A 25,825-nucleotide genomic window follows, 5' to 3' on the forward strand; every position below is an offset into this window, starting at 1 on the left:
ATGGGGAAACTCCTGACCAGCCGCTGGGTGCATTTCGGGTTTTTGTTTTTGCTTTTGATCGTCCTGGTATTTGTTATCAAGCCGGAAAACCCGGTTCGCGAACGGATACAATTTATCGTATTTGATAGTTATCTGAAAAAAGATCCGCGCCAATCTAATGGCCAGGTCAGCGTGGTTGATATTGATGATGAATCACTTCAAATTCTGGGCCAATGGCCTTGGCCCAGAACGACACTCGCAGAAATAATTGATAACTTGGGAAGATTAGGGGCAAAGGTAGTTGCCTTTGATGGCGTATTGGCTGAACCGGACAGAACATCCCCCAAACGGTTTTTTGATATACTGCCGGAACAGGATCGTGCCGATGTGATTGAAAAATACGATCGTTTTAAAGTTGATAATGATGAAATTCTGGCGCAGAGCATGAAAGATTACGGGCGGTTTGTCAGCGGCTTTACGCATGGTATTGGAGAGCAAATGCCTGCTGTGAAAGCGGGCTTTCTTGTTAAAAAAGATATAAAAAACTACTTCGTTTCTAATAGCTTTCGTTTTGCATCGACATCAAATTTTATACCCGTTCTTGAAAAAGCCGCTGCGGGAAATGGCAGCTTTATGGCGGATCCTGAAATTGACAATGTAATCAGGCGCACGTCTCTGGTTTTTAGTAATGGCAAATATCTATATCCGGCGCTTGGTTTGGAAGCCGTACGTCTCAGTGATAAAAACGGCCCCTTTCCCAAATTGATACTCAACAACAAATTCAGTAATGTCAGCTTTGAAAACCTGTTCGAATTAAAGGTTGGCAAATATCACATTCCGATAGACGATGCGGGCAAAATATGGATTTATTTTCGTCCGGGAACAGCGGTTGAAAATTATATTCCAGCATACAAGATTTTAGATGAAAAATATGATGATGAAGTACGTGGTTTGATCGACGGTAAAATCATGTTCATTGCATCCAGTGCCGAAGGATTAAAGGATTTACGGTCAACCCCGTTGGGACTTTTGCCCGGTGTGGAAATCCATGTGAATGCAGTCGAACAAATATTGGAAAATAATTATCTCATCAGGCCCCTTACCGTTTTAAATGCCGAGAATTTTTTCGTGCTGGGAATTGGGCTTTTTTTGATTTTGCTGACGCCCTTGGTTGGTGTCTACTGGCTTCTGTTTCCTTCTATTATGACGATCATTTTGGCATTTGTATTTTCACAATATGCTTTCTTGAATCTGGGTGTTTTGATTGATCCTGTTTATCCAAGCCTCTCTATCTTTATAATCTTCGTTGTCTCTGTGTTCCTCACCTACATCCGCACCGAAGCCGAGCGAAAACAGGTCCGGCAGGCGTTCGGTTTGTATATATCGCCGCATTTCATGGCCGAGCTGACCAAACACCCCGACAGGCTGAAGCTGGGCGGGGAGACGCGTGAGCTGACGACCATGTTCACCGATATCCGCAGCTTCACGAGTATTTCCGAGGGGCTGGAGCCAGAAGAACTCATCCGCCTGATGAACAACTTCCTGACCCCGATGTCGGATGCCGTGATGGAAACGCGCGGTACCATCGACAAATATATGGGTGATGCGATGATGGCGTTCTGGAATGCGCCGCTGGACGATAAGGACCATGCCCGCCATGCATGTCAAGCGGCCCTGAAAATGGGCGGCGCGCTGGCAGCGGTTAACGCGGGCCTGCGTGAAAAAGCCGCCGAGCTGGGCCGGGAACCGATCATGCTGCAGGCCGGGATCGGGATCAATACCGGGCAGGCCAGTGTCGGCAACATGGGATCACAGCAGCGCTTTGCCTATTCGGCGCTGGGCGATTCCGTGAATTTGGCCTCGCGGCTGGAGGGGCAAACCAAGGCCTACGGCGTCGATATCATGCTGGGCGAAGATACCGCGGTTCTGGTGCCGGATATGGCGATTCTCGAACTGGATCAAATCCGGGTCAAGGGCAAGGATAAACCAGTGCGGATCTATGTGCTGGCCGGTGATGAGGTTCACGCACAAACCGAAGTCTTCCGCACGTGGCGCGCGGCGCACGAAGCGATGTTGACCGCGTACCGGGCGCAGGACTGGAAAACGGCCGCAGACCGGATAACGGCGTGCCGGGCGCAAGCCGGGGACACCATGAGCGGCTATTACGACCTGATCGAATCGCGGATGAAAGCGTTTAAGAAAAACCCGCCGGGTGCCGACTGGGACGGCGTCTTCACCGCCACCAGCAAGTAAAAAAATTGTCATTGCGAGCGGTAGCGAAGCATCCGGAAGGGGGAATCGGGCCATCAAAAAAGCCCCGGAGGAGGATCACGGGGCTTTTGATTGAAACTTTTAAAACGAAATCTGGAATTAGATCGCCAGTTTCGGAGCTTTATTGGCAAACATCTTTTTGACACCTGTCGCGACCGTTGTCGCGGCCAGTGCAGCAACCATAAGGATGGCCGATGACGGTTCAGACACGGCATGCCCGCCATTACCACCGTTACCACCATCAGAGTTATCATTAAACCCGGTCTTCAGGCCGATACTATCGAGCTGCCAAGGCGGAATAGATTGAGCAATCGTAACTTCTTTGAACAAAATATCATCCAGAGAAGGCGTCAAGAGCATCTGAGAATCAATGGTGCCACCATCTGTCGTCAGGGATAGACTAAGCGTCGTGTCGTCGGGTTTAATTCCGACAAACTCAACGGCAGAAGCACCCAGGCCGCCAACAACGTCACCAAGTTCAGCAAAGCTGATGCCAAACAGTTCATTGTTGTTGTTTGTAATGCTAAGCGTTGTGCCCAGTTCAGGCATTATGGCACCGGAACCAACATAACTTCCGCCAGCGGGACCAAAAACAATAAGATCGCCGCCCTCAACTAAAAAGGTAAAGTCACCTTGTGTGTAGGAAGGGCCGATGTTGTTATACCCATTGCTGAAATTCAAAGTATCAAAGTTAAAAACTTGTGTCAGGGCCGTCATAAATTTCTCCTGCTACCATTTGAATAATTATGGGAAGTGTTGTATCGGATTTTCATTTGAAATGCAAACAAAAAAACATCCCGATAAAAACCGGGATGTTTTTCTAACGTATTAGAAAATTCTTTTTTCTACGTCACACCAGAGTGATGCCCGCGGTGTTTTGGTCGACCAAAAGCGTATAGCCGCCCATCGTATATTGGTAAAAGTTAATGCCATCAATGCTTGTAGCTCCGACGCTGCTGTCAAAGGGGGTGGCGCTGAGGCCGACATTGGTGTTGAAATTACCAGAGCCGGTATCGTTATCATCTATTTCTATCAGCGATGTCCCGTTAGCATTGCCGACAATCATCAGTTTCCCATTCTGGCTTTCCTGAAGCAGGCTGAAGATGTCATCAAAGCCGAGTTTCAGAGTCTGGCTGGTACCGGTGAGTTCGATTTTCTCAATCCCGCTTAGACCTTCGGAACCGACAGAGGCAAAATCAAGCACGCTGCTGTCGCCATGGAATTTCAGAACATCAAACCCGCCGCCACCATCGATACGCCCCAGCTCTTTGTTCGTACCATCGTCATATATCTGAGCCGATAATCCCAGAGAGTTGATATGCAAGAGATCATTCCCGGCCCCGCCATGCATCGAGATGTTTGCGTAGCTGTTATCTCTTAGGTCGTTCGTGCCGGCATCCCCGACCAGTGCATCATTGGCGCTGGAGGCAACGACATTCGCCGGGCCGTTATAACCGGCGGCGTGCATATCGGGATTTCCACCCTCAAGGAGGCTGTCATTCGGGCGTCCCAGAACAACACCAATTCCGCCGGCCCCGCCTGTGGCATCCGGCATGCCGATCGCCAGATCGTCAAACCCGTCACCATCGACATCGCCAACCCCGGTGATTTCAAATTCAAACGTACCGGCCGTGCCGATATTGTAGCTCATATGGAAGGCGTTATCCGGGTTGTCCAGCGCCCATTTCAGATCGACTGTGCCGACCTGTGTATCAAAGGCCGCCCAGTTTTCCCGGCCATACAGGACATAAATATCGGCTCTGGATCCATCACGGATCGCGATGGCGATATCATCGTGGCCGTCGCCGTTGAAATCCCCGGCAAAGCCGCCGCCAACAATATCGTAACCGGTGCCGTCGATGGTGTATCCGTTAGTGCCGACGCCGTCACTAAGGTTCGTGTCGACGCCGCCGCCGCCATATAGCAAATGCAGTTGATTGGTAAGGTCATCAACAATCATGATGTCGCTGACGCCATCGCCGCTGATATCACCCATATAGAACATCGGGACATCGCTGCCGGTTGAAAGGCCGCTAAAGGTCTTGTCGGGGGTGATGTCGACACCACCGGCTATCCCATAAAACAGATGCGCCTGAGAGGTGACTGAGTTGGGCGCAGCCACCATAAAATCGGCAAATCCGTCATTATTGAAATCCCCGGCGCCACTGACTTGCTGCCCAAAACGATCACCCGCTGATCCGAAGATTGACGTGGGGCCAACCCCGCCGCCCAGAATAACAGTGGCTTCCCCGTTGCCGGCTGTAGCGCCCGGTGCACCGACCAGGGCATCGCTATAACCATCGCCATTGATATCACCGATCCCGGCAACGGCATCACCCAGTCGTCCGCCGACATCACCGCCTATGTTCACGGCTGTGCCCGTGCTGTCACGGTATAAACCACCATTTGAGGCACCCGTGTCATCATCAGGAGAACCGGTGATATAATCCAGTGTTCCGTTCCCATCAAAATCACCGATCCCGGCAACGTGGGAATGATGGTCGTCGGTGGCGTCTATCGGGGCAGAGACCGGCCCGGTTCCGCTTTTCCAGATAATCGTCTGACCGCTTGCTCTGTTGTTTGTGAAGACGAAATCGTCCCGGCCATCATGATTAATATCGCCGAGTGCCGAGATCGAGGAACCAAAACCGCCGGCTGTTGCCGCGTTGGGCGTAATAACAAAGCCATCTTCGCCGCCCAGCGTATTCAGGTTCAGCACCGGCGGGCTGCCGACGGCAATCGCGACAGGTTGTGTCAGTTCGCGGCCATCCGGCAGCACGGCATGAACCATCAGTGCATCCATAAAATCTCCGGCGGTCAAAGTACCGCCGTTAATGGCGCTTGCACCGACCGCTGTCAAAACAATTTGCGCCTGATTGGGGCCGGGGCCGTCCACGAACGTGAAATAGGAACTGGTGCTCGCCGTATCAAAGACAACGCCCGGATAGGGGTGTGTCGTGAAGATATCGGCCACAACATAGCCCGCCGCAACACCGACCAGCGGGGCGTGGTGAAGAATGTTTAATCCCAGCGGCGGCAGTTGAACGGTGTTATCAAGAACAATGCCTGTATCTGTGGTGGCGATGGTGCCATCGGTCGTCGACAGGCTATCCGTCGTTGTGCTTGTGGGCGGCGGCGGCATAAGGGTGCCATCGCCCCCTTCGTTCAAAACGGCCGCATCAAAGCTAACGGTACCGGTTTCCGGTGGCTGCATGAAAACAGGTTCACTGCCATCGGCGGTGGGGGCATCACCCGGCTGGTCGCCATCGGCGGCGGTAGCCTCTTGACCGGCCGCTTGGTCTGCGGCTTGCGGTTCAGGCGCGCCGGCGTCACCGGTATCGCCGTTGTCGCCAGCCGTGCCAGCGCCCAGCCCGGTAAAGAACACGGGCGCAACGCTTTTCAGTCCGGCATAACTCTGGCCAAGGGCTTGGGCATCCATCGTGCCCATATTTTCCATGCCACTGTCAAACCCGGTCAGGCGCACGGTCTCAAACTGGTTAGAGAGCACCATTTCCCCGGCGCCGTTGCGCACAACGATCGCCCCTTCGGTGACTGTAACAAAGCTGTCGCCATCAGGTTCAATCTGCCCGGCGATGGTCGTACCACGAATCCCGATCGAACCGATTGGCGTGTCGATTTCGACATCATCCGGGTCATCCCGGCCAATCAGGCCGCTGGTAAAGACAAACACCCCGCGCAGCAGGGAGAAATTCGATGAACCGCTTTCGCTGGCCGGATCGAACACATATTCATCAATCGCCAGCCGTGCATTTTGCGAAACGGCAAAACTGGAATCATCGGAAAAGACAATATTAACTGCGCCTTCGGCGGATGTTTCGACGATATCGCCCTGGAAAATAGGCATGCCGATCGTCAGTGTTTCGGTGGTGCCGTCTGCACGGGTCACCGTGGCGTCCCCGGATATTTCTTCGACCGCACCAACGGGAGAAACATCGGACAGGGTTCCGTTTTGGGCATATTGTACGGGGCCGGCATTGTGGGCAAAGGAATCAACCAGTTCAGGGGTCAGGGCGCCGCCATCGGGCGACATCAAAAGCGGGGCAGGGCTGGCGTCAAAATAACCTTCGATAACGATGGTTTCACCGTTAGCACCTTCCAGTATCAGGTCGGCGCCATCCTTGATGATATCGGCGCTGGCAATGAAATCGCCGCCGGGGATCTCGATGCTTTCTTGTCCCGTCGCCGAGATAGTCTCAACCTGAGAATCGGCGTTTCCACCATGTGCGCTCGTCTGATCGCTGTAATCCTGATCCGGAGTCCGTGCCATGTTTATTCTCCCCTTCGTACCCTGTCAGAGCGGCTTTTCGCTCTGGTTATTCATTATATACCCAAACCCACGCCGCAGGAATACACCTGCCGCATCCTTTATTGTGCCGGAATTTCATTAATAACAGGTAATTATCGCCTAAAATTTGATATAAATACGACAGGCGTTTTCAGGGAATACCGGTAAAATTTTAGACGGCGAGCTTCAGGGATTTCCAGTTTTTGATGTGTTCGACTACATCATCTTCCGGCATCGGTCGCGCGAAGTAATATCCTTGTGCGCTATCGCAGCCCATGGTTTGCAGCAACCGGGCTTCCTCGATATCCTCGACCCCTTCGGCGGTGATGTCCATGCTCAGGTTTTTTCCAAGGCCGACAATGGATTTCACCAGTTCCAGAGAGCGTTCTTCCCGGTACATGGAGCGAATAAAGCTCTGGTCGATTTTTAATGTCTCGATCGGGAAAAAGTACAGGTAGCTGAGCGACGAATAGCCCGTCCCGAAATCGTCGATGGAAATACCGATGCCTTCCTTGCGGCAGGCTTTCAGGGTTTCCTTGGCATTATCCGGCTGCTGGATCAGCAATCGTTCGGTAATTTCCAGTTTGATCTGCTCGTTTTTCAGGCCGCTGTTTTTAATCGTGCTCAAAACGTTTGTGACAAAGGTTTCCTCGGCGAAATCATGGCTGGAGAAATTGACGCTCATATATAAAGGACGAGAGGTCGAAACCTTGCCCTCGATCCGTTTCAGGGCTTCGCATGATTCTTTGAGCGCCCATTTGGAGGCTTCGACGATCAAACCGGTCTTCTCGGCAATCGGAATGAAAATACCGGGGGAGATAAAGCCCTGTTCCGGGTGTGTCCAGCGCATCAGCGATTCAAAACCGACAATATCGCCGGTCGCCAGGTCAATAATCGGCTGGTAGTGCATTGCCAGTTCGCCCTTATCCAGAGCGTCTTTGAATTCATTGGCGATTTTGACGGATTCAACCACGTCGGTCTGGGAGGCATAATCGCGCTCAACCATTTCCGGCGGCGGAAAATTCTGGCTTTCGCCCAGAATCTCGGCCCGTGCCAGCGTGTCGCGGTAACGGGTCAGGATAACCTGCGTAATCATCTGGATAACCGGATCGCTGGTTTTCAGGCGCAGGGAAAAGTCGTCACGGGAAATTTCCAGCAATTTGCAGTCTTTTGTCGCTTTCACGGTGGCTGTGCGTGGCGCTGCGTCGACAATCGCCATTTCCCCGATAATGGTGCCTTCACCGCGTGTGCCGACGGTCTGGATGGTGCCGTCCGGGCGCTCAATCGAAATTTCAACCTGGCCATCTTCGATGATATAGGCGGAGGAGCCTTCCTCGCCTTGCGTCATGATGGTTTCCCCGGCTTTAAATGTCTTTTGTGTTTGTATGCTGCTCATGGAATTTGATAAGGAATAGTGTGATTGGAAACTGCTCGCCTCTATGATGCGTGTCTTTTTCCGGGAAATCAATCAACTATTTCGCAAATATGTGCGGTTGGTTTCGTGTTTTTGGTGTGTGAATTTCTTTGCGCTGAATGCTTGACAAACCGGGGTCGGGGCGTGTAGTGTCCGGTTTCGCTGAAAAAGACAGCCATTTAAGGATTAAGATAATGAAAGTGGTAAATTCGTTAAAAACACTGAAAACGCGGGACCGGAACTGTCAGGTTATCCGCCGTCGCGGCCGTGTGTATGTGATCAACAAGATCAAAAAACGCTTCAAGGCGCGTCAGGGTTAATTTTCAAAACGGCTCTTTAATTTAAAGGCCCGCCTGATCGCGGGCCTTTTGCTGTGTCGGCAACGCTTTTTTTATAGTTGTTAATAAGGCGAAATATCTTGGTGCGCGGGTGTCTTTTGTCTGCTATAACCGGTGCGTTCCTTATACTTTGTGAGACTGTTAGATGTTTTCAAGACTGTTCGGTTTTATGTCTGCCGATATGGCAATCGATCTGGGCACGGCCAATACGCTGGTTTATGTGCGCGATCAGGGTATTGTGTTGAACGAGCCGTCCGTGGTGGCCATCTCCATGGCGCACGGCAAGAAGCAGATATTGGCGGTCGGTAACGAAGCGAAACAAATGCTGGGCCGCACGCCGGGTAATATTGTTGCGATCCGTCCGCTGCGTGACGGCGTGATTGCCGACTTCGAAGTCACAGAAGCGATGATTAAACACTTCATCCGCAAGGTGCATAACCGCCGCTCTTTCGTGTCGCCCAAAATGGTGATCTGTGTGCCGTCAGGCTCGACCGCCGTGGAGCAGCGCGCGATTATCGAATCGGCTGAAAGCGCAGGCGCATCGCAGGTGGGCCTGATCGAAGAGCCGATGGCTGCCGCGATCGGGGCGGGCCTGCCCGTCACAGAACCGACCGGGTCGATGGTCGTCGATATTGGCGGCGGCACGACCGAGGTCGCCGTGATCTCGCTGGGCGGGATCGTCTATGCCCGCTCCGTGCGCGTTGGCGGGGATAAAATGGATGAGGCCATCATCGCTTATATCCGCCGGGTGCATAATCTTCTTATCGGGGAAACGACGGCTGAGCGCATCAAAAAAGAAATCGGCTCGGCCTGTCCGCCAGCCGACGGCGAAGGCCGCAAGATCGAAATTAAAGGCCGCGACCTGATGAACGGTGTGCCGAAAGAAATCGTCATTACCGAACGCCAGGTCTCCGAAAGCCTGGCCGAGCCGGTCGGCCAGATTGTCGAAGCGGTTAAAGTAGCCCTTGAACATACGCCGCCTGAACTTGCCGCGGATATCGTTGAAAAAGGCATTGTCCTGACCGGCGGCGGCGCGCTGCTTTCCAATCTGGATTTCGTCCTGCGCCATGCGACAGGGCTGGCCGTTGCGATTGCCGACGATCCGCTGTCCTGCGTTGCTTTAGGCACGGGGCACGCGCTCGAAGAAATGAAAACCCTCAAACGCGTTTTGATCGGCGGCTACGCCTAAGGGGAAAGTCCATCCGCGTACGATTCATTCCTTTTTAACAGGATGTTGATAAGATTTTTTCAGGTGATTGCATTCATCGCGGTTACCGGGTATTTTTAATATCAGGCAAAAACGTTTCTGCTTAACGTCTTTTCAAGGCTTTGAAATTTGAAACTACGATCACGATCCAGAGGATTTTCCCGTGTTATCCCCCTGCATGTGTGGGGGGCGCGTTTGCCGACATTCCTGTCTTTGTTCCTTGCTATCGGGCTTTACCTGTTTTCTGCCGTTTATGATGACGGCGGGCAAGGCGTGCGCGGAAAGGTCATCGACTTTTTTGCCCCGGTTCTGGCGGCGGCGAATGCACCATTTCAGCAAGCCGCCGATACCGTCGGGACCGTCACCGGCTTCGCGCAGATGCAGGCTGAAAACGAACGGTTGAAGGCTGAAAATATCCGGCTCCGGGAATGGTACCAAACGGCGCTTGTCCTGCAGGCCCGTCAGGACAGCCTCGAAAAACTGATGAATTTGAAACTGCCGCCGCAACATCATTACATTACGGCGCGCGTGATTGCCGATTCGGGAAACAGCTATGTGCAAAGCGTTATCGTTCTGGCCGGAAGCCCCGATGGTGTGCGCAAAGGACAGGCGGCTATTTCGGATAACGGCGTTGTCGGCCGCGTGATTGAAACGGGCGACCGTTCGGCCCGCATCTTGTTGCTGACGGATATGAACTCCCGCATTCCGGTGATGATCGAGGGTAAAAACGATCACGCCATTCTGGCCGGAAACAACGATTCCTACCCGGAGCTGCTGCATTTGCCTGCCGACACCAAGGCCGAAGCCGGGGACCGTATTGTGACCTCCGGGCATGGGGGAATGTTCCCGCCGGGCTTGCCGGTCGGCGAGCTAATTGCCCTGGAAGATGGCCGGATGGCTGTGCGGCCGGTGGCGGATCTGGACCGGCTGGGCTTTGTCCGGGTTGTGGACTATCAGGCCGTCTCAGGATTATAGGCGGATATTTCCCGTTTGACTGTTTGCCTTGCCTTGCGTCTCTGCGGAAAGCTCTTTATTAAATAGGGATGGAATCTGCCGATAAACCGTTCTTCAGACCGGGGGTTGCCCTGCGTTTTGTTGTGCCCCAGCTTTTGCTGGTTTCTCTGGCGCTTTTGAATTCCCTGTCTTTTTCCGTGGTTTTTGTCGGAAATCTCAACCCGTTTTTTGTCGTGATGGCGATCTATTACTGGGCGATTTACCGGCCAACTCTGGTCGCGCCGCTGTGGTGCATGCTGTTGGGGCTGTTGATGGATATTGTCGCCGGCGGTGCTTTGGGCGTGAATGCGGTGATTCTGGTTCTGGTGCAGTTTATCGTCAGAACCCAGCGCCGGTTTTTGATGGGGCAGCCCTTTGTCGTTATGTGGTTTATTTTCGGGCTTATGGTCGAAACCGTGGCCTTGCTGCAATGGGGATTGCAGGGCATAGCCGTCGGCATGTGGGGGGATATCATGCCCGCCATTATCAACGGGGCTGTTAGCTTCTTTCTGTTCCCCTTTATCAGCATGCTTTTGGTGCTGACCCACCGGATGCTACCGGCCCCCAAGAAAACGATGGGGGGTGTTTAGGCTATGGAACCGCGCGATGAAGGCCGTATCCGCACATTTACCCGCCGGGCCGTAATTGTCGGCGCCGCGCAGGGCGGGATTCTGGCGTTGCTCGGTGGCCGGTTGGCGTGGCTGCAACTGGTGCAGGGCAAGCGCTACAAGATGATGTCCGATAAGAACCGGATCAACGTCAAGATGCTGACGCCCTCGCGAGGCCTGATCGTCGATCGCCACGGCACGCCACTGGCGGTCAACGGGCAGAATTTCAGGGTGCTGGTCGTGCCGGAGCAAACCGGCGATCTGGAGCAAGCCCTGACAAAGCTGCAGGAACTTGTTCCCCTGACTCAAAAAGATATCCGTAAGGTATTGAAAACGGCTGAAAAAAGCGCGTCGTTTGTCCCGCTCGAAGTGAAAGACAATCTGGTGTGGGAAGAAGTGGCGCGGATAGAGGTAAACCTGCCGGATTTGCCGGGGCTGGCGATTGATGTCGGCGAGTTGCGGGAATACCCGTTGGGCGAGGCGACGGCGCACCTGGTTGGCTATGTCGGGGCCGTCAGCAAGGGGGATCTGGAAGAAGACGATCCTGTTTTGACGCTTCCGGGCTTTAAGATCGGTAAGACCGGCATCGAGAAAAGTTTCGACCATGCCCTGCGTGGAACGGCGGGAACAGCCGAAGTCGAAGTCAACGTTGTCGGGCGGGAGGTTCGGGAGTTAAACCGGATTGACGGCCGTCCCGGTGATATGATCCGGCTGACGATTGATGCCGGGCTGCAACAATATGCGCAAGAGCGGCTGGAGCAGGAAAAAAGCGCCAGCGCCATCGTCATGGATGTCCATAACGGCGCTGTATATGCGCTGGCCTCGGCGCCGGCCTTTGATCCGAACCTTTTTACCAAAGGGATTCCGGCGGAAAAATGGGAGGAATTGTTGGCGGACACAGGGCTGCCCCTGAATAACAAGGCTGTTGCCGGACAATATCCGCCGGGTTCGACCTTTAAGATGGTGACACTGCTGGCCGCTTTGGAAGAAGGTAAAGTCAGCCGCAACAAATCGGTTTATTGCGCCGGCCATTACGATTATGGCGGCGACCGGTTTCACTGCTGGAAACGCAGCGGCCATGGCCGGGTCGATATGATTGATGCGCTGGCCGAGTCCTGCGATATTTTTTTCTATGAGCTGGCGACCGAGATCGGGATTGATGCGCTGGCCGAGTATGCTCATAAGCTGGGGCTGGGGGAGAAGCTGGGGATCGAGCTGGAAGAAGAGCGCGCCGGTCTGATGCCGGATAAAAACTGGAAAATGGGGTATTTCGGCGAAGTCTGGCGTCCGGGGGAAACCATCGTGGCCAGCATCGGACAGGGCTACATACAAAGCACGCCGCTGCAGCTGGCGGTGATGACGGCGCGGCTGGTAAACGGCGGCAAGGCCGTGCGGCCCTGGGTAACCGGGCTGATAGGGGATCGCCCTTATATAGATGAAAACAGGGAATGGCCTTCTCTGGGCTTCAAGACGTATCATTTAAATCTGGTGCGTCAGGGCATGGACCGCGTGGTCAATAATAGCAAGGGCACGGCCTTTAAAGCCCGGATTGAGAAATCTGCTATGCGCATGGGCGGCAAGACCGGGACGGCGCAGGTCCGCCGGATTACCCAGAGCCAGAGAGCCGAAGGCATCACCCGGAATGAAGATTTACCATGGAAATACAGGGATCATGCCCTGTTTGTCGGATATGCGCCGGTCAGCGATCCCCGCTATGTGACGGCGGTGGTCGTCGAGCATGGCGGTAGCGGTTCGGCAGCCGCAGCGCCGATTGCGCGCGATTTGCTGACCAAGGCACAGGAAATGAACCCGGCGGCAACGTCCCTGCGCATGAACAAGAGTCCGGGACCGTCGGATGTTCCGCCGCCCCGCAAGCCGAAGAAGGAAGGGGAATAACCGTATGTCGCGCTCCATCGAACTTCATAGCGAGCAAACGCTGCTCCAGAAAATCCTCCATATTCACTGGGGGCTGGTGTTGCTGATCGCTGTGACGGCGGGCATAGGGCTGATGGCGTTGTATTCGGCGGCCGGTGGGCATATGGACCCGTGGGCCTCGCGGCAGGGCGCGCGTTTTCTGGTGGGGCTGGGCGGTATGCTGGTGATTGCCCTGATTGATGTGCGTTGGTGGTTTCGGCTGGCTTACCCGATTTATATTATGGGGTTCCTGATGTTGCTGGCGGTTGAGATTATGGGGCATATCGGCATGGGGGCGCAGCGCTGGATTAATCTGGGGTTCATCCAGCTCCAGCCTTCGGAGCTCATGAAAATCGCCGTGGTGATGGCATTGGCACGGTACTTCCACAGCGTCGGGCCGGACGATATCCGGCGCATTACTTTTCTGGTTCCGGCGGCCTTTTTGATTCTGGCTCCGGTCGGGCTTGTCTTGCTGCAGCCGGATTTGGGGACGTCGCTGATGATTGTTATGGCGGGCGTGGCGGTGGTGTTTGTTGCCGGCGCGCCGCTATGGCTGTTTCTGGGCGGGATAGCGGCGGGGATCGTGGCGGCGCCGGTGGGCTGGCTGTTTATGCATGATTACCAAAAACAGCGTGTGCTGACGTTCCTGCACCCGGAAAGTGATCCGCTGGGCGCGGGCTACCACATTATGCAATCGAAAATCGCGATTGGCTCCGGCGGGATCGAAGGCAAGGGGTTCCTGAACGGCTCGCAAAGCCACTTGAACTTCCTGCCGGAAAAGCAAACCGACTTTATTTTTACCCTGTGGGTCGAGGAGTGGGGGCTGCTCGGCGGGGTGTTCCTGTTGCTCCTGATGGGCGCGATTTTCCTCTATGGGCTGGCTATCGCTTTGAAATGCCGCCATGTGTTTGGACGGTTGCTGGCTTTTGGCCTGATGGTTAATTTCTCGCTCTATGTTTTCATCAATATCGCGATGGTGATGGGCTTGATCCCGGTTGTGGGCGCGCCGTTGCCGATGATCTCCTACGGCGGTACATCGATGCTGGCCGTCCTTGCCGGTTTTGGTTTGATGATGAGCTGTTCCCTGCACCGGGATGCCAAACTGGTCCGGATGTGAGCTTGCTGTGTTTCGAAGAAAGGGGCGCGCTAACCCTTTCAGGCGGCCATCGGGATGTTGTGGCTGCGGATTAGCTCTTGCAGTTCGCCGGTTTCATACATTTCCCGGACAATGTCGCAGCCGCCGATAAACTCGCCCTTGATGTAAATCTGGGGCAGGGTCGGCCAGTTGGCGAAATCCTTGATCCCGTGGCGGATGGCGCTGTCTTCCAGCACGTTGATGTCTTTGAACGGGACGCCGAGCTGCGTAAAAACCTGGACGACGGCGGCGGAAAAACCGCACACGGGAAAGGTGGCTGTCCCCTTCATGTAAACAACAATATCATTGTTTTCGATATCTTTCCGAATCCGGTCGAAGATAATGTTTTCCATGCCCTTTTCCCCTTGTCTCAAGCTTTGGTGTGACCCGTTTTTTTATATTAGAAGATGTTAAATATATCCAAAAGCAGTGTATATGTCAAAATCATGTTTTGGGAACGGTGCGCAGCGACAGGGCATGCAGGGCTTCCCCCATTTTGCCCTGCAGGGCGTCATAGACCAGCTGATGTTGGCGCACGCGCGGCAGACCGTTAAACGCTGCCGATGTGACAACCGCGGCATAATGCTCGCCATCGCCGCGCGTATCGGTGATGTCTACCACGGCGTCGGGCAGGGCTTCGCGGATCATGGTTTCAATGTGAATAGCATCCATCGCCATGGGTTATTCCCCCTTCATGTACCGCGGCAACCAGCCTTTGTTTAAGGCATTAAGGGCGCTCACGGCCAGCGTGTCCCCGGCCAGCGTCAGGGATGACCCACCGGTGGTGCCAAGGACCATGACGGAAACGCCCGCGGCCCCGGCCTGTTTTTGAACGGCTGCCGGATTGGTTGTCGTCAGGGCATAGCGGGCCTGATCCTCACCGAACCAAAACCCGGCATTGCCATCGGCGGAAATATTTGCGCCGATCCCGGAAGCGATAGCCATTTCGGCAAGAGCCACCGCCAGCCCGCCATCGGACAGGTCATGACAGGCGGTAATCAGGCCGCTGGCAATCAGGTCACGGATAAATTCCCCGTGTTTACGCTCGGTTGCCAGATCAACCGGTGGCGGGGTGCCGTCTTCACTGCCGTGTACTTCGCGGATAAACAGCGACTGGCCCAGATGGCCTTTGGTTTCGCCAACCAGCATGATGGTTTCGCCCGCCGCTTGGAAGGAAAGCGGAACAGCCTTGGCGCTATCGTCGATCAGGCCGACGCCGCCGATCACCGGAGTGGGGTTGATGGCCTCGCCGCTCGTTTCGTTATACAGCGATACGTTCCCGGAAATAACCGGGTAATCCAAAGCCTTGCAGGCTACGCCTAATCCTTCGATGCAGCCGACAAACTGCGCCATGATGACGGGTTTTTCAGGGTTACCGAAGTTCAGATTATTGGTCACCGCCAAAGGCTTGGCCCCTGTCGCGCAGATGTTGCGATAGCTTTCGGCCACAGCCTGTTTGCCGCCTTCGAACGGATCGGCCTTGCAGTAACGCGGCGTGCAGTCCGACGTAATCGCCAGCGCCTTGTTATGTCCCTCGATCCGCACCAGTGCGGCGTCGCCCGTGCGCCCGGCCTGCGTATCTTGAATGCCGGGGGAGAACACCGTTTCCCCCATCACAAGGCTGTCATACTGTTCCCAGATCCAGCGCTTGTCGGCAAGGTTCGGACAGGAAATCAGGGTTTCTAATGCTTCTTTCATCCCGCCGGCGGGCAGGGGATAAGCCGCATCATCAATCGCGGCGGCCTTTGGGTATTCGCCTTGTGGACGGTCATAGACCGGCGCTTCGTCGACCAGCGGCGGCACCGGGATATCGCACCACGTTTTGCCATACATGTTGAGCTTCAAGGTGCGCTCCTTGGTCGTGCGGCCGATCACGGCAAAATCCAGATCCCACTTTTCGAAGATCGCCTGTGCAATATGTTCCTTGCCGGGGTGCAGGACCATCAGCATCCGTTCCTGCGATTCCGAAAGCATTAGCTCGTACGGCGTCATGTGCGTTTCGCGTTGCGGCACCTTGTCGAGGTCCATTTCCACGCCGATCGCGCCCTTGTCGGCAATCTCGACACCGGAGGACGTCAGTCCCGCCGCGCCCATATCCTGAATGGAGACAATCGCATCGGTCTGCATCAGTTCAAGGCACGCTTCCAGCAGCAGTTTTTCGGTGAACGGGTCGCCGACCTGCACCGTCGGGCGGTTACCCTCGACACCTTCTTCGAATTCGGCAGAGGCCATCGTTGCGCCGTGAATCCCGTCGCGTCCGGTTTTTGATCCGACGTAAACAACCGGCTGGTCGATCCCGGCGCCGCGGGAATAATGGATTTTATCCTGATCGGCAAGGCCCACCGTCATCGCGTTGACGAGGATATTGCCGTTATAGCTGTCGTGAAATTCGGTTTCCCCGGCCACGGTCGGCACGCCCATACAGTTGCCGTATCCGGCAATCCCGGCCACTACGCCATCGACCAGATGCCGCGTTTTCGGGTGCTCCGGCGAGCCAAAGCGCAGGGCGTTGACATTGGCAATCGGCCGCGCGCCCATCGTGAACACGTCGCGCATGATTCCGCCGACGCCGGTTGCAGCGCCTTGGTAAGGCTCGATGTAGGACGGGTGGTTGTGCGATTCCATCTTGAAAATAGCGGCCTGATTATCGCCGATATCAATCACCCCGGCATTCTCGCCCGGTCCCTGAATGACCCATGGCGCTTCCGTCGGCAGCTTTTTCAGGTGCAGGCGAGAGGATTTGTAAGAACAATGCTCCGACCACATCACCGAGAAAATCCCCAGCTCCGTATAAGTCGGCGTCCGCCCGACAATCGCCAGCATCCGTTCATACTCATCTGGGGCAAGGCCATGCTCGGCCGCTAGCGCCGGCGTCACTTCCGGTTCATTGAATTGCGGGACGGTGTCTGTTTGTTTCAAAGCGGTAGTCATTGTTTTGCCTTATTTTTCTGCTATTTTTAGCTTTGCCAAAATTTTCAGTTTTTCCATGTAATCGTTCATGTTTGCCGCGCTGTGGGTTGGGACGTTTCCGTCGTGATACAACCAAATTGCATTTGTGTCATCTTTTCCTTCCCAAGACAGTTTTTTAGCTGTTGCTGTAGTAATCCTTAATTTAATTGATATGGGAAAATCGCCGTAGTCTATAAATTATCTAGTGTGAAAGCCAACAGGTTTATATTCTCTGTTCAAGATTACATATTTTCCATCAGGCTGTTTTTGAAGGCAGTAAGGTAAATATGCATACATAATGTTACTTAGTGGCATGTTATCCTCTTTCTCTAAAATTCGACTACTAAACCAGAATGGTTCTTTTATATACTGTCATTGCGAGGAGGCCGAAGGCCGACGCGGCAATCCAGAATCTTGCTCTGTGGCACTAGATTGCTTCGCTTCCGTTGGGCGCTCGCAATGACGCTAAACGGAAAGTTTCACCCCAGCGCCTCCAGCATGCCTTCGAACAAGGGGAGGCCCGTTTCGTTGCCTTGATGGAGCTGCGTGGCGTTTTCCGGGTGCGGCATCATGCCAAGGATGGTTTTGCGCTTGTTATAAATCCCGGCGATGTTGTCGACCGACCCGTTCGGGTTGGCATCCGCCGTGATTGCGCCGTCCTCGTTGCAGTAACGGAACGCGACGCGGTCTTCGGCTTCCAGTTCTTTCAAAATCTCGTCATTGGCAAAATAGTTACCTTCGCCATGGGCAATCGGCACGGTCATTCGCCCGCCTTTGCCGAGCTTGCCGGTAAATTCGGTATCGCCGTTCTCACAGCGTAAATTGACCTGCTTGCAGATGAATTTCAGGGAGTTGTTCCGCAGCAGGGCGCCGGGCAACAGCCGCGTTTCGATCAGCATCTGGAAGCCGTTGCACACGCCAAAGACGCGGGTGCCGGCTTCGGCCTTGCGGATCACTTCCTTCATGATCGGGGAGTGCGCCGCCATCGCGCCGCAGCGCAAATAATCGCCGTACGAAAATCCGCCGGGCAGGACGATCAGGTCCGGGTTGCCGATGTCGGTTTCCTTGTGCCAGACCATGGCAGGGGCGTGGCCGGTCACGCGCTCAATCGCCATAGCCATATCTTTTTCCCGATTCGTGCCGGGGAACATAATAATCGCGGTTTTCATGGCGATTTTTGTAGCAGGAAAAAGTTTTTTTGCAAAGACCGAATGCAGGGTTAGAGCATGAAAAACGCCGATCCGGTGGAAAAAGCGGGGTTTGAAAAAAATAGTCTACAGCTATGAAGTAAAACTACTTTTATCTTGCAAAAAAGCCTGACTCGCATTATGAAGGACTTAACAAGCAAGACGCGAGTTGAACAAGGACACAGAGCAAAGACGACGGGGTGAAAACAACCCCGATCAGGGGACTGCCGGGCAGTCCCTTTTATTATGCCTTTTGTCTGATTTTATTTATCGGCTTCGGCCATGATCTGTTCTTTGGCCTTGTCCAGGAAATGTTCCAGCTGTGAATCGATGACATGCTCGGAAATATCAATGTTTTTGGCGGCCAGATCCGGCATAACCTTGCGTTTGACGTCATCAAAGCCCGGCTCTTCGAGATTAACGGCGACAACTTCTTTGGCGTAGGTTTCCGCATTAACGCCGTCCAGCCCCATCTGTTCGGCGATCCACAGGCCGAAGAGCTTGCAGCAGCGGGCCTCCGCCTTGAAGGCTAATTCTTCATTGTGGGCGAACTTTTTTTCAAATACATCTTTACGATCATCCAGTGTGGACATAGGCACTCCCTAGCGATTTGAACCAATTAATGGTGAATTAAATTCCAGTTATTGTGTTGTATCATTTGAAATCATCGAAATCCATTGTTATATGAAAGCATCCAACAGACAAGATAAAGGGTTTTCCCCATGAGCAAGCGCAGGCAAATATACGACGGCAAGGCCAAAACCATTTTTGAAGGGCCGGAGCCGGGAACTGTCATTCAGTACTTCAAAGACGATACCTCTGCGTTTGACGGGGAAAAGAAAGCGGTTATCTCCGGCAAGGGGGTCTTGAACAACCGCATATCCGCCCACATCATGACCAAGCTGGAGGGGATCGGTATCCCGACGCATTTCCTGAAATCCCTGAACATGCGCGAACAGCTCGTGCGGCAGGTCGAAATTATCCCGGTCGAGATCGTGATGCGGAATATCGCCGCCGGCTCCCTGTGCCGCCGCTACGGGATCGAGGAAGGTACGGTCCTGCAACAGCCGCTGGTCGAGTTTTTCTACAAAAACGACGGCCTGCATGATCCGCTGGTCAGCGAACAGCACATCATCAATTTTGGCTGGGCGTGGCCGGATGAACTGGAAGAAATGGTTCACATGGCCTGGCGGATTAACGATTACATGAACGGCATGTTCGCCGGTATGGGCTTGCGTCTGGTTGACTTTAAACTCGAATTTGGCCGCTTGTGGGGCGAAAACGGCGAGCTGTACATTCTGCTGGCCGATGAAATTTCACCGGATAGCTGCCGCCTTTGGGATGCCACGACGGGTGAAAAGCTCGACAAGGACCGTTTCCGCTATGATCTGGGCGACCTGACCGACGGTTATCAGAAAATTGCCGAGAAGCTGGGGCTGGTGCCGGAAGGTGGCCTGGTGCAGGACGGCAATTTTAACGAAAAGCTGGCTGAATCGCTGGGGGAAATCGAAAACGAACTGGCGCGCCATCGCCGCCTGCGCGGGATTAAATCCATGCCGCAAAAGCCAAGAAACGCTTAGGAGACAAAGAGATGAAAGCAAGTGTTCACGTTATGTTGAAAAAAGGTGTGCTCGATCCGCAGGGCAAGGCGATCGGTCATGCACTCGGAAGTCTGGGCTTCGACGGAATCGGCGAAGTGCGGCAGGGCAAGCTGATCGAAATTGAGGTGCCGGACGGCACGTCGGTGGCGCAGGTCGAGGATATGTGCGAAAAGCTGCTCGCCAACCCGGTGATCGAGGATTACAGCATTGAGCTTGCCGCCTGATTATATCCATAGTGTCCCTCTTATCCGGGAGGGGCTGGATATATTGCGGGAAAACGATCCTGTATTCTCCCGGCATTCTTTTAATCTCGATGATTTTACATGGCCCTGTATGGGGCCGGGCTTTCCGCCGCTGGTGCGGATCGTTCTGGGCCAGCAGGTATCTACAAAAGCGGCAGATTCGCTGTGGCGCAAATTTTCATCAAACGTCGAAAATATAACGCCGCAAACCATCCTTACATTAGGCGACGATTCGTTTCATAATCTAGGTGTTAGTCGCCAAAAAACATCTTATATCAAGGGATTGGCAACGGTTGTTGAAGACAAATCTCTGAATTTGGAAGCTCTGAATAATTTGCCGGACGAGGTTGTCTATGACGCGCTGACGGCTTTAAAAGGCTTTGGCCGCTGGAGCGCCGAAATGTACCTGATGTTCGGTCTGGCACGGCCTGATATCTGGCCCGCCGGCGATCTGGGGATCCGCGAAGGCATGCGCCGTTATCTGGACCTGACGGAAAGGCCGTCCTCAGAGGTTGTCCTGACCGAAGGCGAGCGCTTTAAACCTTACCGCACGGCGGCCAGTTTGCTGCTGTGGCAGATGAAAAGCATTTGATGTCATTCTGAGCGAAGCGAAGAATCTCGTTGCTTGTAACAATTTTTCAGATCCTTCGCTAACGCTCAGGATGACAGGATAGGATCACGGAACGAATTGTTCCTTTAATATCCGCTCTTCCAGATTATGATCCGGGTCGAACAGCAGCGTGACGCCGACCTGACGGGATTCCCATATGTCGACCTGTGTGACATCGCGAACTTCGGTGGAATCGGCGGTGGCACTGACAGGGCGCCGGGGCGCTTCGAGTATCTCAAACCGCACCTTTGCCCCGTGCGGCAACAAGGCGCCGCGCCAGCGCCGCGGCCGGAACGGGCTGATCGGGGTCAGGGCCAGAACGTTGGCCGACAACGGAATGACGGGGCCGTGCGCCGACAAATTATAGGCTGTGCTGCCCGCCGGCGTTGCCAGCAATATCCCGTCACAAATCATTTCGGGCAGGCGTTCCACTCCATCGACGGATACCCCGATTTTAGCGGCGCTGCGTTCTTGCCGCAGCAGCGAAACCTCGTTAAACGCCAGCGCTTCGACGTCTTTCCCATCCCCGGTGCGGGCAACCATTTTCAGCGGGTGCAGCGTGACGCTCTGGGCGTTGGCAAGCCTGTCCAGAAGGTTTTCCGCCCGGTAGGGGTTGAGCATAAAACCGATCGATCCGCGGTTCATCCCGTAGATCGGCTTGTCCAGCGGGTGAAATTTATGCAGGGCTTCCAGCATCGTCCCGTCCCCGCCGAGCGCCACGATCACATCGGCATCCTCCGGCGTGCTTTGGCCGTAAAGGCGCTCCATATCCTTGAGCGCGTTTTGCGCGTCATCGGAAGGGGAGGCGTGGAAATGAATTTTGTCAGGCTGCATTTTCGCTCTTTTCTTCAAAGGCTTTGACCCAGCCTTGCGGGTCATCCAGATAGGCTTCCACCGAATCCAGCGTTTCGGCGTCGAAATAGCTTCCGGCCCGCGCCGCGGCCAGAATGTCGCGCCATGTACACAGCGCATGACCGGTCAGTCCCATGGCCTCGTTATCCGCATCGACTTCCGGGCGGTTACCGTAATTGAACAGCACAAAGAAATGATCGATGCGCGCCCCGGCTTCGCGCAGGGCGTCGACGAAGACCTTTTTGCTGGCCCCGAAATTCTGCAAATCTTCGACCAGCAAAACGCGCGGTGATGTGCCCTCGTCAAAATGACCTTCGATCTGGCTCATCCGGCCATGGCCTTTGGCTTTTTTCCGGATATAGATCATCGGTTTTTCCAGGCGGTCGGCCACAAAAGCGCCATAGGGAATGCCCGCAGTTTCCGCCCCGGCGACAATGTCGATCTGGTCCGCTCCGATCTCTTCGCGCAGGACTTGCGCCGCCATATCCATCAGCCGCGTGCGCTCCGCCGGGAAGGAAATCGGCCGGCGGCAGTCAACGTAAACCGGTCCGATATTGCCCGACGTGTATTTGAACGGCTCGCGCGCGTTAAACAAAACGGATTTCGTGTCGATCAGGATTTTGGCGGCTTCGCGGGCGATGGTATCGGACATTCTCTTTCCTTGGCTTTTGAAAATTAACTCTCTTTGTTCTGCCCTGTTTGACGGGCTTTTTCAAGCCTGACGAGATGATTAAGTTTGTGAGCATAGGCATCGAGCGTTTCACCAAGGCCGCGCCGCCGGTAGCAGCGCACAAGGGCGGCGGTTGACGCGATAAGGCCGTCAAGGCGCGGCGGCGGGGGCGGTAATCGGGGAAGCGGCCCGTCATAGCGGGCGTACAGGGTAAACAGGTCTGTCATAATTTTAGGATATAATTCCTAACAAAAAATGTCAAACCTATTTCGTCATCAGCGCGTCGAAATTGCTGAGCGAGGCGCCGGTGACATTCAGAATCTTGGAAATGCTCTCCATCGACGGCCAGCGGGGCTTGCCATCGGGGCTCAGGCGTTTGCTCTTGTTAAAGGCCGTCGGATCCAGCCCGGCTTTTTTGGCCAGCCCCGAAGGGGAATAGCCGTTTTCTTGCGCCAGCCGGTCAATCGCCAGCCATACCTGTTCATGCGTAAACAATACGAATCTCCTTGCTCTAGGATAATAGTCCCATTATATCACAGATAAAGAAATAAGAAAAAATTCCTAAAAAAGAGTTGACAGTAGGAAATTATTCCTGCATAACGGTTTCATCAACGCCACAACTGTATCCGCAAGCCAACAGGAGGAAACATCCATGCCTGACAGGACCCGTTTTGCCTTTTCTCTACCGAATGACACGGACGCCAAACCGTTTGAAAGCGCCGAGGAGGCTTGGTTCTGGTTTGTTCAGGCGCAGGCCGCCCGTGATGAAGGCGCGCGGATTACCGCCGGGCAGGGGCTTTATAATCGCCCCTGCGAGCCGATGGATATATTGAAAGTCGTCGACCGGCTGTATCGGAACCGCCGCCTGATGGCGCCGGACCATCTCTTTGACGGCACGGCGCTGGATGCGGTTGAACAACTGGCCGCCAGCCTGTTGGGAAACCTGACGCCGCCCTGGACCCAGTGGTTCGGGTTCAAACCCGGCCCGGAATTGCCGCCGGCGGATGCCGATGCGCTGGCGCCGGTGCTGGAAAAAGCCGCGCGAACCATTATGGATCATTTCGACCGGTCGAACTTTCTGGTCGAAATTCACCAGTGTTATCTCGATCTTATTGTCGGCGGGACGGCGGCCCTGACCTTTGAGGAAACCGCGCCGGGCGCCTTTTCCGCCTTTAAATTTACCGCCGTGCCGCTGAGCCGGATTGTGCTGGAAGAGGGCCGCGACGGGTTCCTGAACGGTTCGTTCCGGTCCCTGTCGTTAACGCTGGAGCAACTGGCCGCGCGGTACGTGCTGGCCGACCTGCCGCCGGACGTTCTGCGCGAGGGGACGGATGATCCGCAGGCCCGTTTCCCGGTGATCGAAAGCATTGTGCCCAATGCGCAAGGCGTCTGCGAGTACACAGCATTTTTGGCAGCCTCCGGGAAGGAACCGTTTTTGCTCCAGTCGGGCATTTACGACAGCGGCCCTGTGATTGCCTTCCGCTGGATGAAATCGCCGGGCGAAATCTATGGCCGCTCGCCGGTGATGAAGGCGCTGCCGGACATCAAGACCGCGAACAAGGTGGTGGAGCTGATCCTCAAAAACGCCTCGATTGCCGTCACGGGAATCTGGCAGGCCGACGATGACGGCGTTTTGAACCCGGCCAATATTGAGTTGAAACCCGGCGCGATTATTCCCAAGGCGGTCGGTTCGCAAGGGCTGAGACCGCTGGAAATGCCGGGGCGCTTTGATGTCTCGCAGCTTGTGCTGGAGGATCTGCGCGCCCGCATTCGCCATGCGCTGCTGACTGATAAGCTCGGCCCGGTCGGCGGCCCCAAAATGACGGCAACGGAAGTGCTGGAACGCTCCGGCGAGATGGCGTTGCTGCTCGGCGCGACTTATGGCCGCCTGCAAACGGAATTGCTGACACCGCTGATTAAGCGGGCTTACGCGATCCTGCGCCGCCGCGGCGAAGTGCCAGACCTTAATCTGGACGGGCGCTATGTCTCGCTGGACTACCGGGCGCCGCTGGCCCGCGCGCAGGGACAACGGAACGTCCAGAATACATTGTCATGGATTACATCGGTTATGGCGATGGGCCCGGAAGCCACGCTATCGGTTAACCTGCCTGAAGCCGCGCGTTATCTGGGCGAAGCCTTGGGCGTGCCGGCCGATCTGATCCGCAAAGAGATTTTACCCCAGCCACAGGAGGGCACAAACAATGTTTAAAGGGCTTAAAAAACGCAAGCCGGCGCTTGAAATTCTGTCGCCGCCGCGCGGTGACCGCCGTTCGATGGAAATAGCCTATGCCCGGCTGTTTGCAACCGCCGACGGGCAAAAAGTGCTGGCGCATTTACAGGCCTCAACGTTTTTGCGCACACACGGCGCCGAGGCCAGCGATGACCAGCTCCGCTTTACCGAAGGCCAGCGGGCCTTGGTGACCACGATCCTGCGTATGATTGACGCAGGCCACCGTCCATCCTGACCCCCCCTTGTTTTTTCCAAACCCAAAGGAGATAAAATGATGAATACCCTTGCCCCTCAACCCAACATTCCTGAAAAATTTATTGATCCGCAAAGCGGGGAGGTCCGGCTGGATTCCCTGCTCAGTTCCTATCTGGAGCTGGAGCGGAAGATGTCCGAACGTCCCTCTCGTCCCGCGTCCCCCGACGAGTATCAGGTCGATGTCAGCCACGGCCTGTTCGATATCGATCCGGATGTGAACAAAAAGCTCTATGAATACGGCTTTACGCTGGAGCAAGTACAAGCGGTCTATGACATGGCGGCTGAAAAACTGGTGCCGATGATTCTGGAGATGTCCGCCGAGTTTCAGGCCGACCGTGAAAACGAACGGCTGATCGCCCATTTCGGCGGCGAAGATAAATGGCAGGAAATTTCTCGCCAGCTATTGGCCTATGGCCGCAAAAACCTGCCGCCAGAGGTGCTGAACAGCCTGTCTTCATCCTTTGAAGGGATCATGGCGCTGCATCGTATGATGCAGGGGCAGGAACCGGGATTGGTGTCCGAAGGTGAAACCGGCGTAAATGCCGGGGAAGAAGAGCTGCGTTCCATGATGCGCGATCCGCGGTACTGGCGTGAACGCGATCCGGGATACGTGGCAAAAGTCACGGAAGGTTTTCGCCGCATGTATGGCGCCGGTAAGTAGGATTAAACCGCTTGGGAATTGGCGAATTCACGCGCCGCAGCGTCGTCGACGATCTTGTGGAAGGCGCGGCGGATGGTGTGGTTCAACGGCTCGAACTTCAGAGCCACCATCCCGTTTTGTTTGCGGACGACATGGCCGCGGTGGTTGATGCTGATGACATTGTTACGCAGCTTGAATTTGAGCGTGAAATCAATTTCCTGATCCATCCCGAACATGCGCTCGTCACCCCATAGCAGGATGCCGCCATAGCTCCAGTTCTCAACCGGGAAAGTCTGGCCACAGATGTCAATGACGCAACGGTCATTGGCACGGCGCGGATAATGGCGCTGTGTCAAAACCGGATCATTACTGGCCTGTCTTTGCAGATTGGAAAATAATGACTGGAACATGCGGTTGGTCTCCT

The 25,825-nt window shown here is 54.7% G+C and carries 26 protein-coding genes; 13 read left to right on the top strand and 13 right to left on the bottom strand.

The genetic code is table 11. The features are described 5' to 3' along the window. Positions 1-2,232: an adenylate/guanylate cyclase domain-containing protein gene (locus H6868_04600; protein ID MCB9988600.1), complete on the top strand. Its 2,232-nt coding sequence runs from the start codon at positions 1-3 to the stop codon at positions 2,230-2,232. A 117-nt stretch (positions 2,233-2,349) separates the two neighbouring features. Here H6868_04600 and H6868_04605 read toward each other — a convergent pair whose 3' ends face one another. The 3 genes from H6868_04605 to H6868_04615 form a co-directional block, all read right to left on the bottom strand. Further along, positions 2,350-2,967: a hypothetical protein gene (locus tag H6868_04605; GenBank protein ID MCB9988601.1), complete on the bottom strand. Its 618-nt coding sequence runs from the start codon at positions 2,965-2,967 to the stop codon at positions 2,350-2,352. A gap of 133 nt (positions 2,968-3,100) precedes the next feature. Continuing rightward, on the bottom strand, positions 3,101-6,538 hold the full coding sequence (locus H6868_04610) for an FG-GAP repeat protein (protein MCB9988602.1): 3,438 nt from the start codon (positions 6,536-6,538) through the stop codon (positions 3,101-3,103). Positions 6,539-6,728: 190 nt separating this feature from the next. Then, complete coding sequence (locus H6868_04615; GenBank protein MCB9988603.1) at positions 6,729-7,952, bottom strand: EAL domain-containing protein; 1,224 nt, start codon at positions 7,950-7,952, stop codon at positions 6,729-6,731. 212 nt (positions 7,953-8,164) lie between these two features. Here H6868_04615 and rpmJ point away from each other — a divergent pair, with 212 nt between their 5' ends. The 6 genes from rpmJ to rodA all read left to right on the top strand — a co-directional run bounded on the left by rpmJ (position 8,165) and on the right by rodA (position 14,147). Beyond that, positions 8,165-8,290 carry a 50S ribosomal protein L36 gene (rpmJ, locus tag H6868_04620; GenBank protein MCB9988604.1) on the top strand — a complete coding sequence of 42 codons (126 nt, stop codon included), beginning with the start codon at positions 8,165-8,167 and terminating at the stop codon, positions 8,288-8,290. 163 nt (positions 8,291-8,453) lie between these two features. After that, positions 8,454-9,497, top strand: coding sequence for a rod shape-determining protein (locus tag H6868_04625; GenBank protein ID MCB9988605.1), 1,044 nt, complete (start codon positions 8,454-8,456; stop codon positions 9,495-9,497). Between the two features lie 396 nt (positions 9,498-9,893). Beyond that, positions 9,894-10,490 (top strand): rod shape-determining protein MreC, encoded by a 597-nt coding sequence (mreC, locus tag H6868_04630; GenBank protein MCB9988606.1) that lies wholly within the window; start codon positions 9,894-9,896, stop codon positions 10,488-10,490. Between the two features lie 68 nt (positions 10,491-10,558). Then, positions 10,559-11,098, top strand: coding sequence for a rod shape-determining protein MreD (mreD, locus tag H6868_04635; protein MCB9988607.1), 540 nt, complete (start codon positions 10,559-10,561; stop codon positions 11,096-11,098). A gap of 3 nt (positions 11,099-11,101) precedes the next feature. After that, positions 11,102-13,012: a penicillin-binding protein 2 gene (gene mrdA, locus H6868_04640; GenBank protein ID MCB9988608.1), complete on the top strand. Its 1,911-nt coding sequence runs from the start codon at positions 11,102-11,104 to the stop codon at positions 13,010-13,012. Between the two features lie 4 nt (positions 13,013-13,016). Next, a complete protein-coding gene (gene rodA, locus H6868_04645; GenBank protein ID MCB9988609.1) occupies positions 13,017-14,147 on the top strand; it encodes a rod shape-determining protein RodA in 1,131 nt (376 codons plus the stop codon). Positions 14,148-14,185: 38 nt separating this feature from the next. On the opposite strand, the gene grxD is transcribed toward rodA, so the two are convergent. The 5 genes from grxD to H6868_04670 all read right to left on the bottom strand — a co-directional run bounded on the left by grxD (position 14,186) and on the right by H6868_04670 (position 18,894). Continuing rightward, positions 14,186-14,518, bottom strand: a complete 333-nt coding sequence (gene grxD, locus H6868_04650; protein ID MCB9988610.1) for a Grx4 family monothiol glutaredoxin — start codon at positions 14,516-14,518, stop codon at positions 14,186-14,188. Between the two features lie 91 nt (positions 14,519-14,609). After that, positions 14,610-14,843 carry a BolA family transcriptional regulator gene (locus H6868_04655; GenBank protein ID MCB9988611.1) on the bottom strand — a complete coding sequence of 78 codons (234 nt, stop codon included), beginning with the start codon at positions 14,841-14,843 and terminating at the stop codon, positions 14,610-14,612. 3 nt (positions 14,844-14,846) lie between these two features. Continuing rightward, complete coding sequence (gene purL / locus H6868_04660; protein MCB9988612.1) at positions 14,847-17,096, bottom strand: phosphoribosylformylglycinamidine synthase subunit PurL; 2,250 nt, start codon at positions 17,094-17,096, stop codon at positions 14,847-14,849. Between the two features lie 497 nt (positions 17,097-17,593). Then, a complete protein-coding gene (gene purQ, locus H6868_04665) occupies positions 17,594-18,283 on the bottom strand; it encodes a phosphoribosylformylglycinamidine synthase subunit PurQ (protein MCB9988613.1) in 690 nt (229 codons plus the stop codon). 281 nt (positions 18,284-18,564) lie between these two features. Next, a complete protein-coding gene (locus H6868_04670; protein ID MCB9988614.1) occupies positions 18,565-18,894 on the bottom strand; it encodes a DUF1476 domain-containing protein in 330 nt (109 codons plus the stop codon). Between the two features lie 129 nt (positions 18,895-19,023). Here H6868_04670 and H6868_04675 point away from each other — a divergent pair, with 129 nt between their 5' ends. From H6868_04675 to H6868_04685, 3 genes are read left to right on the top strand one after another with little or no spacing between them, the layout of a single operon-like run. Next, positions 19,024-19,881 (top strand): phosphoribosylaminoimidazolesuccinocarboxamide synthase, encoded by an 858-nt coding sequence (locus tag H6868_04675; GenBank protein ID MCB9988615.1) that lies wholly within the window; start codon positions 19,024-19,026, stop codon positions 19,879-19,881. Between the two features lie 11 nt (positions 19,882-19,892). Next, entirely contained in the window at positions 19,893-20,126 is a 234-nt protein-coding gene (purS, locus tag H6868_04680; GenBank protein ID MCB9988616.1) for a phosphoribosylformylglycinamidine synthase subunit PurS, read from the top strand. Further along, entirely contained in the window at positions 20,110-20,736 is a 627-nt protein-coding gene (locus tag H6868_04685; protein ID MCB9988617.1) for a DNA-3-methyladenine glycosylase 2 family protein, read from the top strand. The genes purS and H6868_04685 overlap by 17 nt, the downstream gene beginning before the upstream one ends. An 84-nt stretch (positions 20,737-20,820) precedes the next feature. Here H6868_04685 and H6868_04690 read toward each other — a convergent pair whose 3' ends face one another. From H6868_04690 to H6868_04705, 4 genes are read right to left on the bottom strand one after another with little or no spacing between them, the layout of a single operon-like run. Then, positions 20,821-21,633 (bottom strand): NAD kinase, encoded by an 813-nt coding sequence (locus tag H6868_04690; GenBank protein MCB9988618.1) that lies wholly within the window; start codon positions 21,631-21,633, stop codon positions 20,821-20,823. Next, on the bottom strand, positions 21,578-22,258 hold the full coding sequence (locus H6868_04695) for an orotate phosphoribosyltransferase (GenBank protein MCB9988619.1): 681 nt from the start codon (positions 22,256-22,258) through the stop codon (positions 21,578-21,580). The genes H6868_04690 and H6868_04695 overlap by 56 nt, the downstream gene beginning before the upstream one ends. A 23-nt stretch (positions 22,259-22,281) precedes the next feature. Continuing rightward, the gene (locus H6868_04700; protein MCB9988620.1) at positions 22,282-22,503 is read right to left on the bottom strand and encodes a hypothetical protein; all 222 of its coding nucleotides are present in this window, start codon (positions 22,501-22,503) and stop codon (positions 22,282-22,284) included. Between the two features lie 37 nt (positions 22,504-22,540). Next, a complete protein-coding gene (locus H6868_04705) occupies positions 22,541-22,771 on the bottom strand; it encodes a helix-turn-helix transcriptional regulator (protein ID MCB9988621.1) in 231 nt (76 codons plus the stop codon). Between the two features lie 325 nt (positions 22,772-23,096). Here H6868_04705 and H6868_04710 point away from each other — a divergent pair, with 325 nt between their 5' ends. The 3 genes from H6868_04710 (at position 23,097) to H6868_04720 (ending at position 25,422) form a co-directional block, all read left to right on the top strand. Next, the gene (locus tag H6868_04710; GenBank protein ID MCB9988622.1) at positions 23,097-24,485 is read left to right on the top strand and encodes a head-tail connector protein; all 1,389 of its coding nucleotides are present in this window, start codon (positions 23,097-23,099) and stop codon (positions 24,483-24,485) included. Between the two features lie 64 nt (positions 24,486-24,549). Beyond that, positions 24,550-24,741 (top strand): hypothetical protein, encoded by a 192-nt coding sequence (locus H6868_04715; GenBank protein MCB9988623.1) that lies wholly within the window; start codon positions 24,550-24,552, stop codon positions 24,739-24,741. Positions 24,742-24,777: 36 nt separating this feature from the next. Beyond that, a complete protein-coding gene (locus H6868_04720; protein ID MCB9988624.1) occupies positions 24,778-25,422 on the top strand; it encodes a hypothetical protein in 645 nt (214 codons plus the stop codon). A 2-nt stretch (positions 25,423-25,424) separates the two neighbouring features. Here the strand turns inward: H6868_04720 and H6868_04725 are convergent, their stop codons facing one another. Continuing rightward, a complete protein-coding gene (locus H6868_04725) occupies positions 25,425-25,811 on the bottom strand; it encodes a PilZ domain-containing protein (GenBank protein ID MCB9988625.1) in 387 nt (128 codons plus the stop codon). Positions 25,812-25,825: the final 14 nt, after the last annotated feature.

This window comes from Rhodospirillales bacterium, from assembly GCA_020638175.1.
GTDB lineage: Bacteria > Pseudomonadota > Alphaproteobacteria > Micavibrionales > Micavibrionaceae > JACKJA01.

What these genes read in the sequence shown, in the direction of transcription:
- H6868_04725 (MCB9988625.1), bottom strand. Translation starts at nt 25,811, where the DNA reads ATGTTCCAGTCATTATTTTCCAATCTGCAAAGACAGGCCAGTAATGAT.
- H6868_04625 (MCB9988605.1), top strand. Translation starts at nt 8,454, where the DNA reads ATGTTTTCAAGACTGTTCGGTTTTATGTCTGCCGATATGGCAATCGAT.
- H6868_04720 (MCB9988624.1), top strand. Translation starts at nt 24,778, where the DNA reads ATGATGAATACCCTTGCCCCTCAACCCAACATTCCTGAAAAATTTATT.
- H6868_04655 (MCB9988611.1), bottom strand. Translation starts at nt 14,843, where the DNA reads ATGGCGATGGATGCTATTCACATTGAAACCATGATCCGCGAAGCCCTG.
- H6868_04690 (MCB9988618.1), bottom strand. Translation starts at nt 21,633, where the DNA reads ATGACCCGCAAGGCTGGGTCAAAGCCTTTGAAGAAAAGAGCGAAAATG.
- H6868_04710 (MCB9988622.1), top strand. Translation starts at nt 23,097, where the DNA reads ATGGATATATTGAAAGTCGTCGACCGGCTGTATCGGAACCGCCGCCTG.
- H6868_04695 (MCB9988619.1), bottom strand. Translation starts at nt 22,258, where the DNA reads ATGTCCGATACCATCGCCCGCGAAGCCGCCAAAATCCTGATCGACACG.
- H6868_04715 (MCB9988623.1), top strand. Translation starts at nt 24,550, where the DNA reads ATGGAAATAGCCTATGCCCGGCTGTTTGCAACCGCCGACGGGCAAAAA.
- H6868_04600 (MCB9988600.1), top strand. Translation starts at nt 1, where the DNA reads ATGGGGAAACTCCTGACCAGCCGCTGGGTGCATTTCGGGTTTTTGTTT.
- H6868_04605 (MCB9988601.1), bottom strand. Translation starts at nt 2,967, where the DNA reads ATGACGGCCCTGACACAAGTTTTTAACTTTGATACTTTGAATTTCAGC.
- mrdA (MCB9988608.1), top strand. Translation starts at nt 11,102, where the DNA reads ATGGAACCGCGCGATGAAGGCCGTATCCGCACATTTACCCGCCGGGCC.
- H6868_04700 (MCB9988620.1), bottom strand. Translation starts at nt 22,503, where the DNA reads ATGACAGACCTGTTTACCCTGTACGCCCGCTATGACGGGCCGCTTCCC.
- grxD (MCB9988610.1), bottom strand. Translation starts at nt 14,518, where the DNA reads ATGGAAAACATTATCTTCGACCGGATTCGGAAAGATATCGAAAACAAT.
- purL (MCB9988612.1), bottom strand. Translation starts at nt 17,096, where the DNA reads ATGACTACCGCTTTGAAACAAACAGACACCGTCCCGCAATTCAATGAA.
- mreC (MCB9988606.1), top strand. Translation starts at nt 9,894, where the DNA reads ATGCAGGCTGAAAACGAACGGTTGAAGGCTGAAAATATCCGGCTCCGG.
- H6868_04675 (MCB9988615.1), top strand. Translation starts at nt 19,024, where the DNA reads ATGAGCAAGCGCAGGCAAATATACGACGGCAAGGCCAAAACCATTTTT.
- H6868_04670 (MCB9988614.1), bottom strand. Translation starts at nt 18,894, where the DNA reads ATGTCCACACTGGATGATCGTAAAGATGTATTTGAAAAAAAGTTCGCC.
- H6868_04610 (MCB9988602.1), bottom strand. Translation starts at nt 6,538, where the DNA reads ATGGCACGGACTCCGGATCAGGATTACAGCGATCAGACGAGCGCACAT.
- purQ (MCB9988613.1), bottom strand. Translation starts at nt 18,283, where the DNA reads ATGAAAACCGCGATTATTATGTTCCCCGGCACGAATCGGGAAAAAGAT.
- purS (MCB9988616.1), top strand. Translation starts at nt 19,893, where the DNA reads ATGAAAGCAAGTGTTCACGTTATGTTGAAAAAAGGTGTGCTCGATCCG.
- rodA (MCB9988609.1), top strand. Translation starts at nt 13,017, where the DNA reads ATGTCGCGCTCCATCGAACTTCATAGCGAGCAAACGCTGCTCCAGAAA.
- H6868_04615 (MCB9988603.1), bottom strand. Translation starts at nt 7,952, where the DNA reads ATGAGCAGCATACAAACACAAAAGACATTTAAAGCCGGGGAAACCATC.
- rpmJ (MCB9988604.1), top strand. Translation starts at nt 8,165, where the DNA reads ATGAAAGTGGTAAATTCGTTAAAAACACTGAAAACGCGGGACCGGAAC.
- mreD (MCB9988607.1), top strand. Translation starts at nt 10,559, where the DNA reads ATGGAATCTGCCGATAAACCGTTCTTCAGACCGGGGGTTGCCCTGCGT.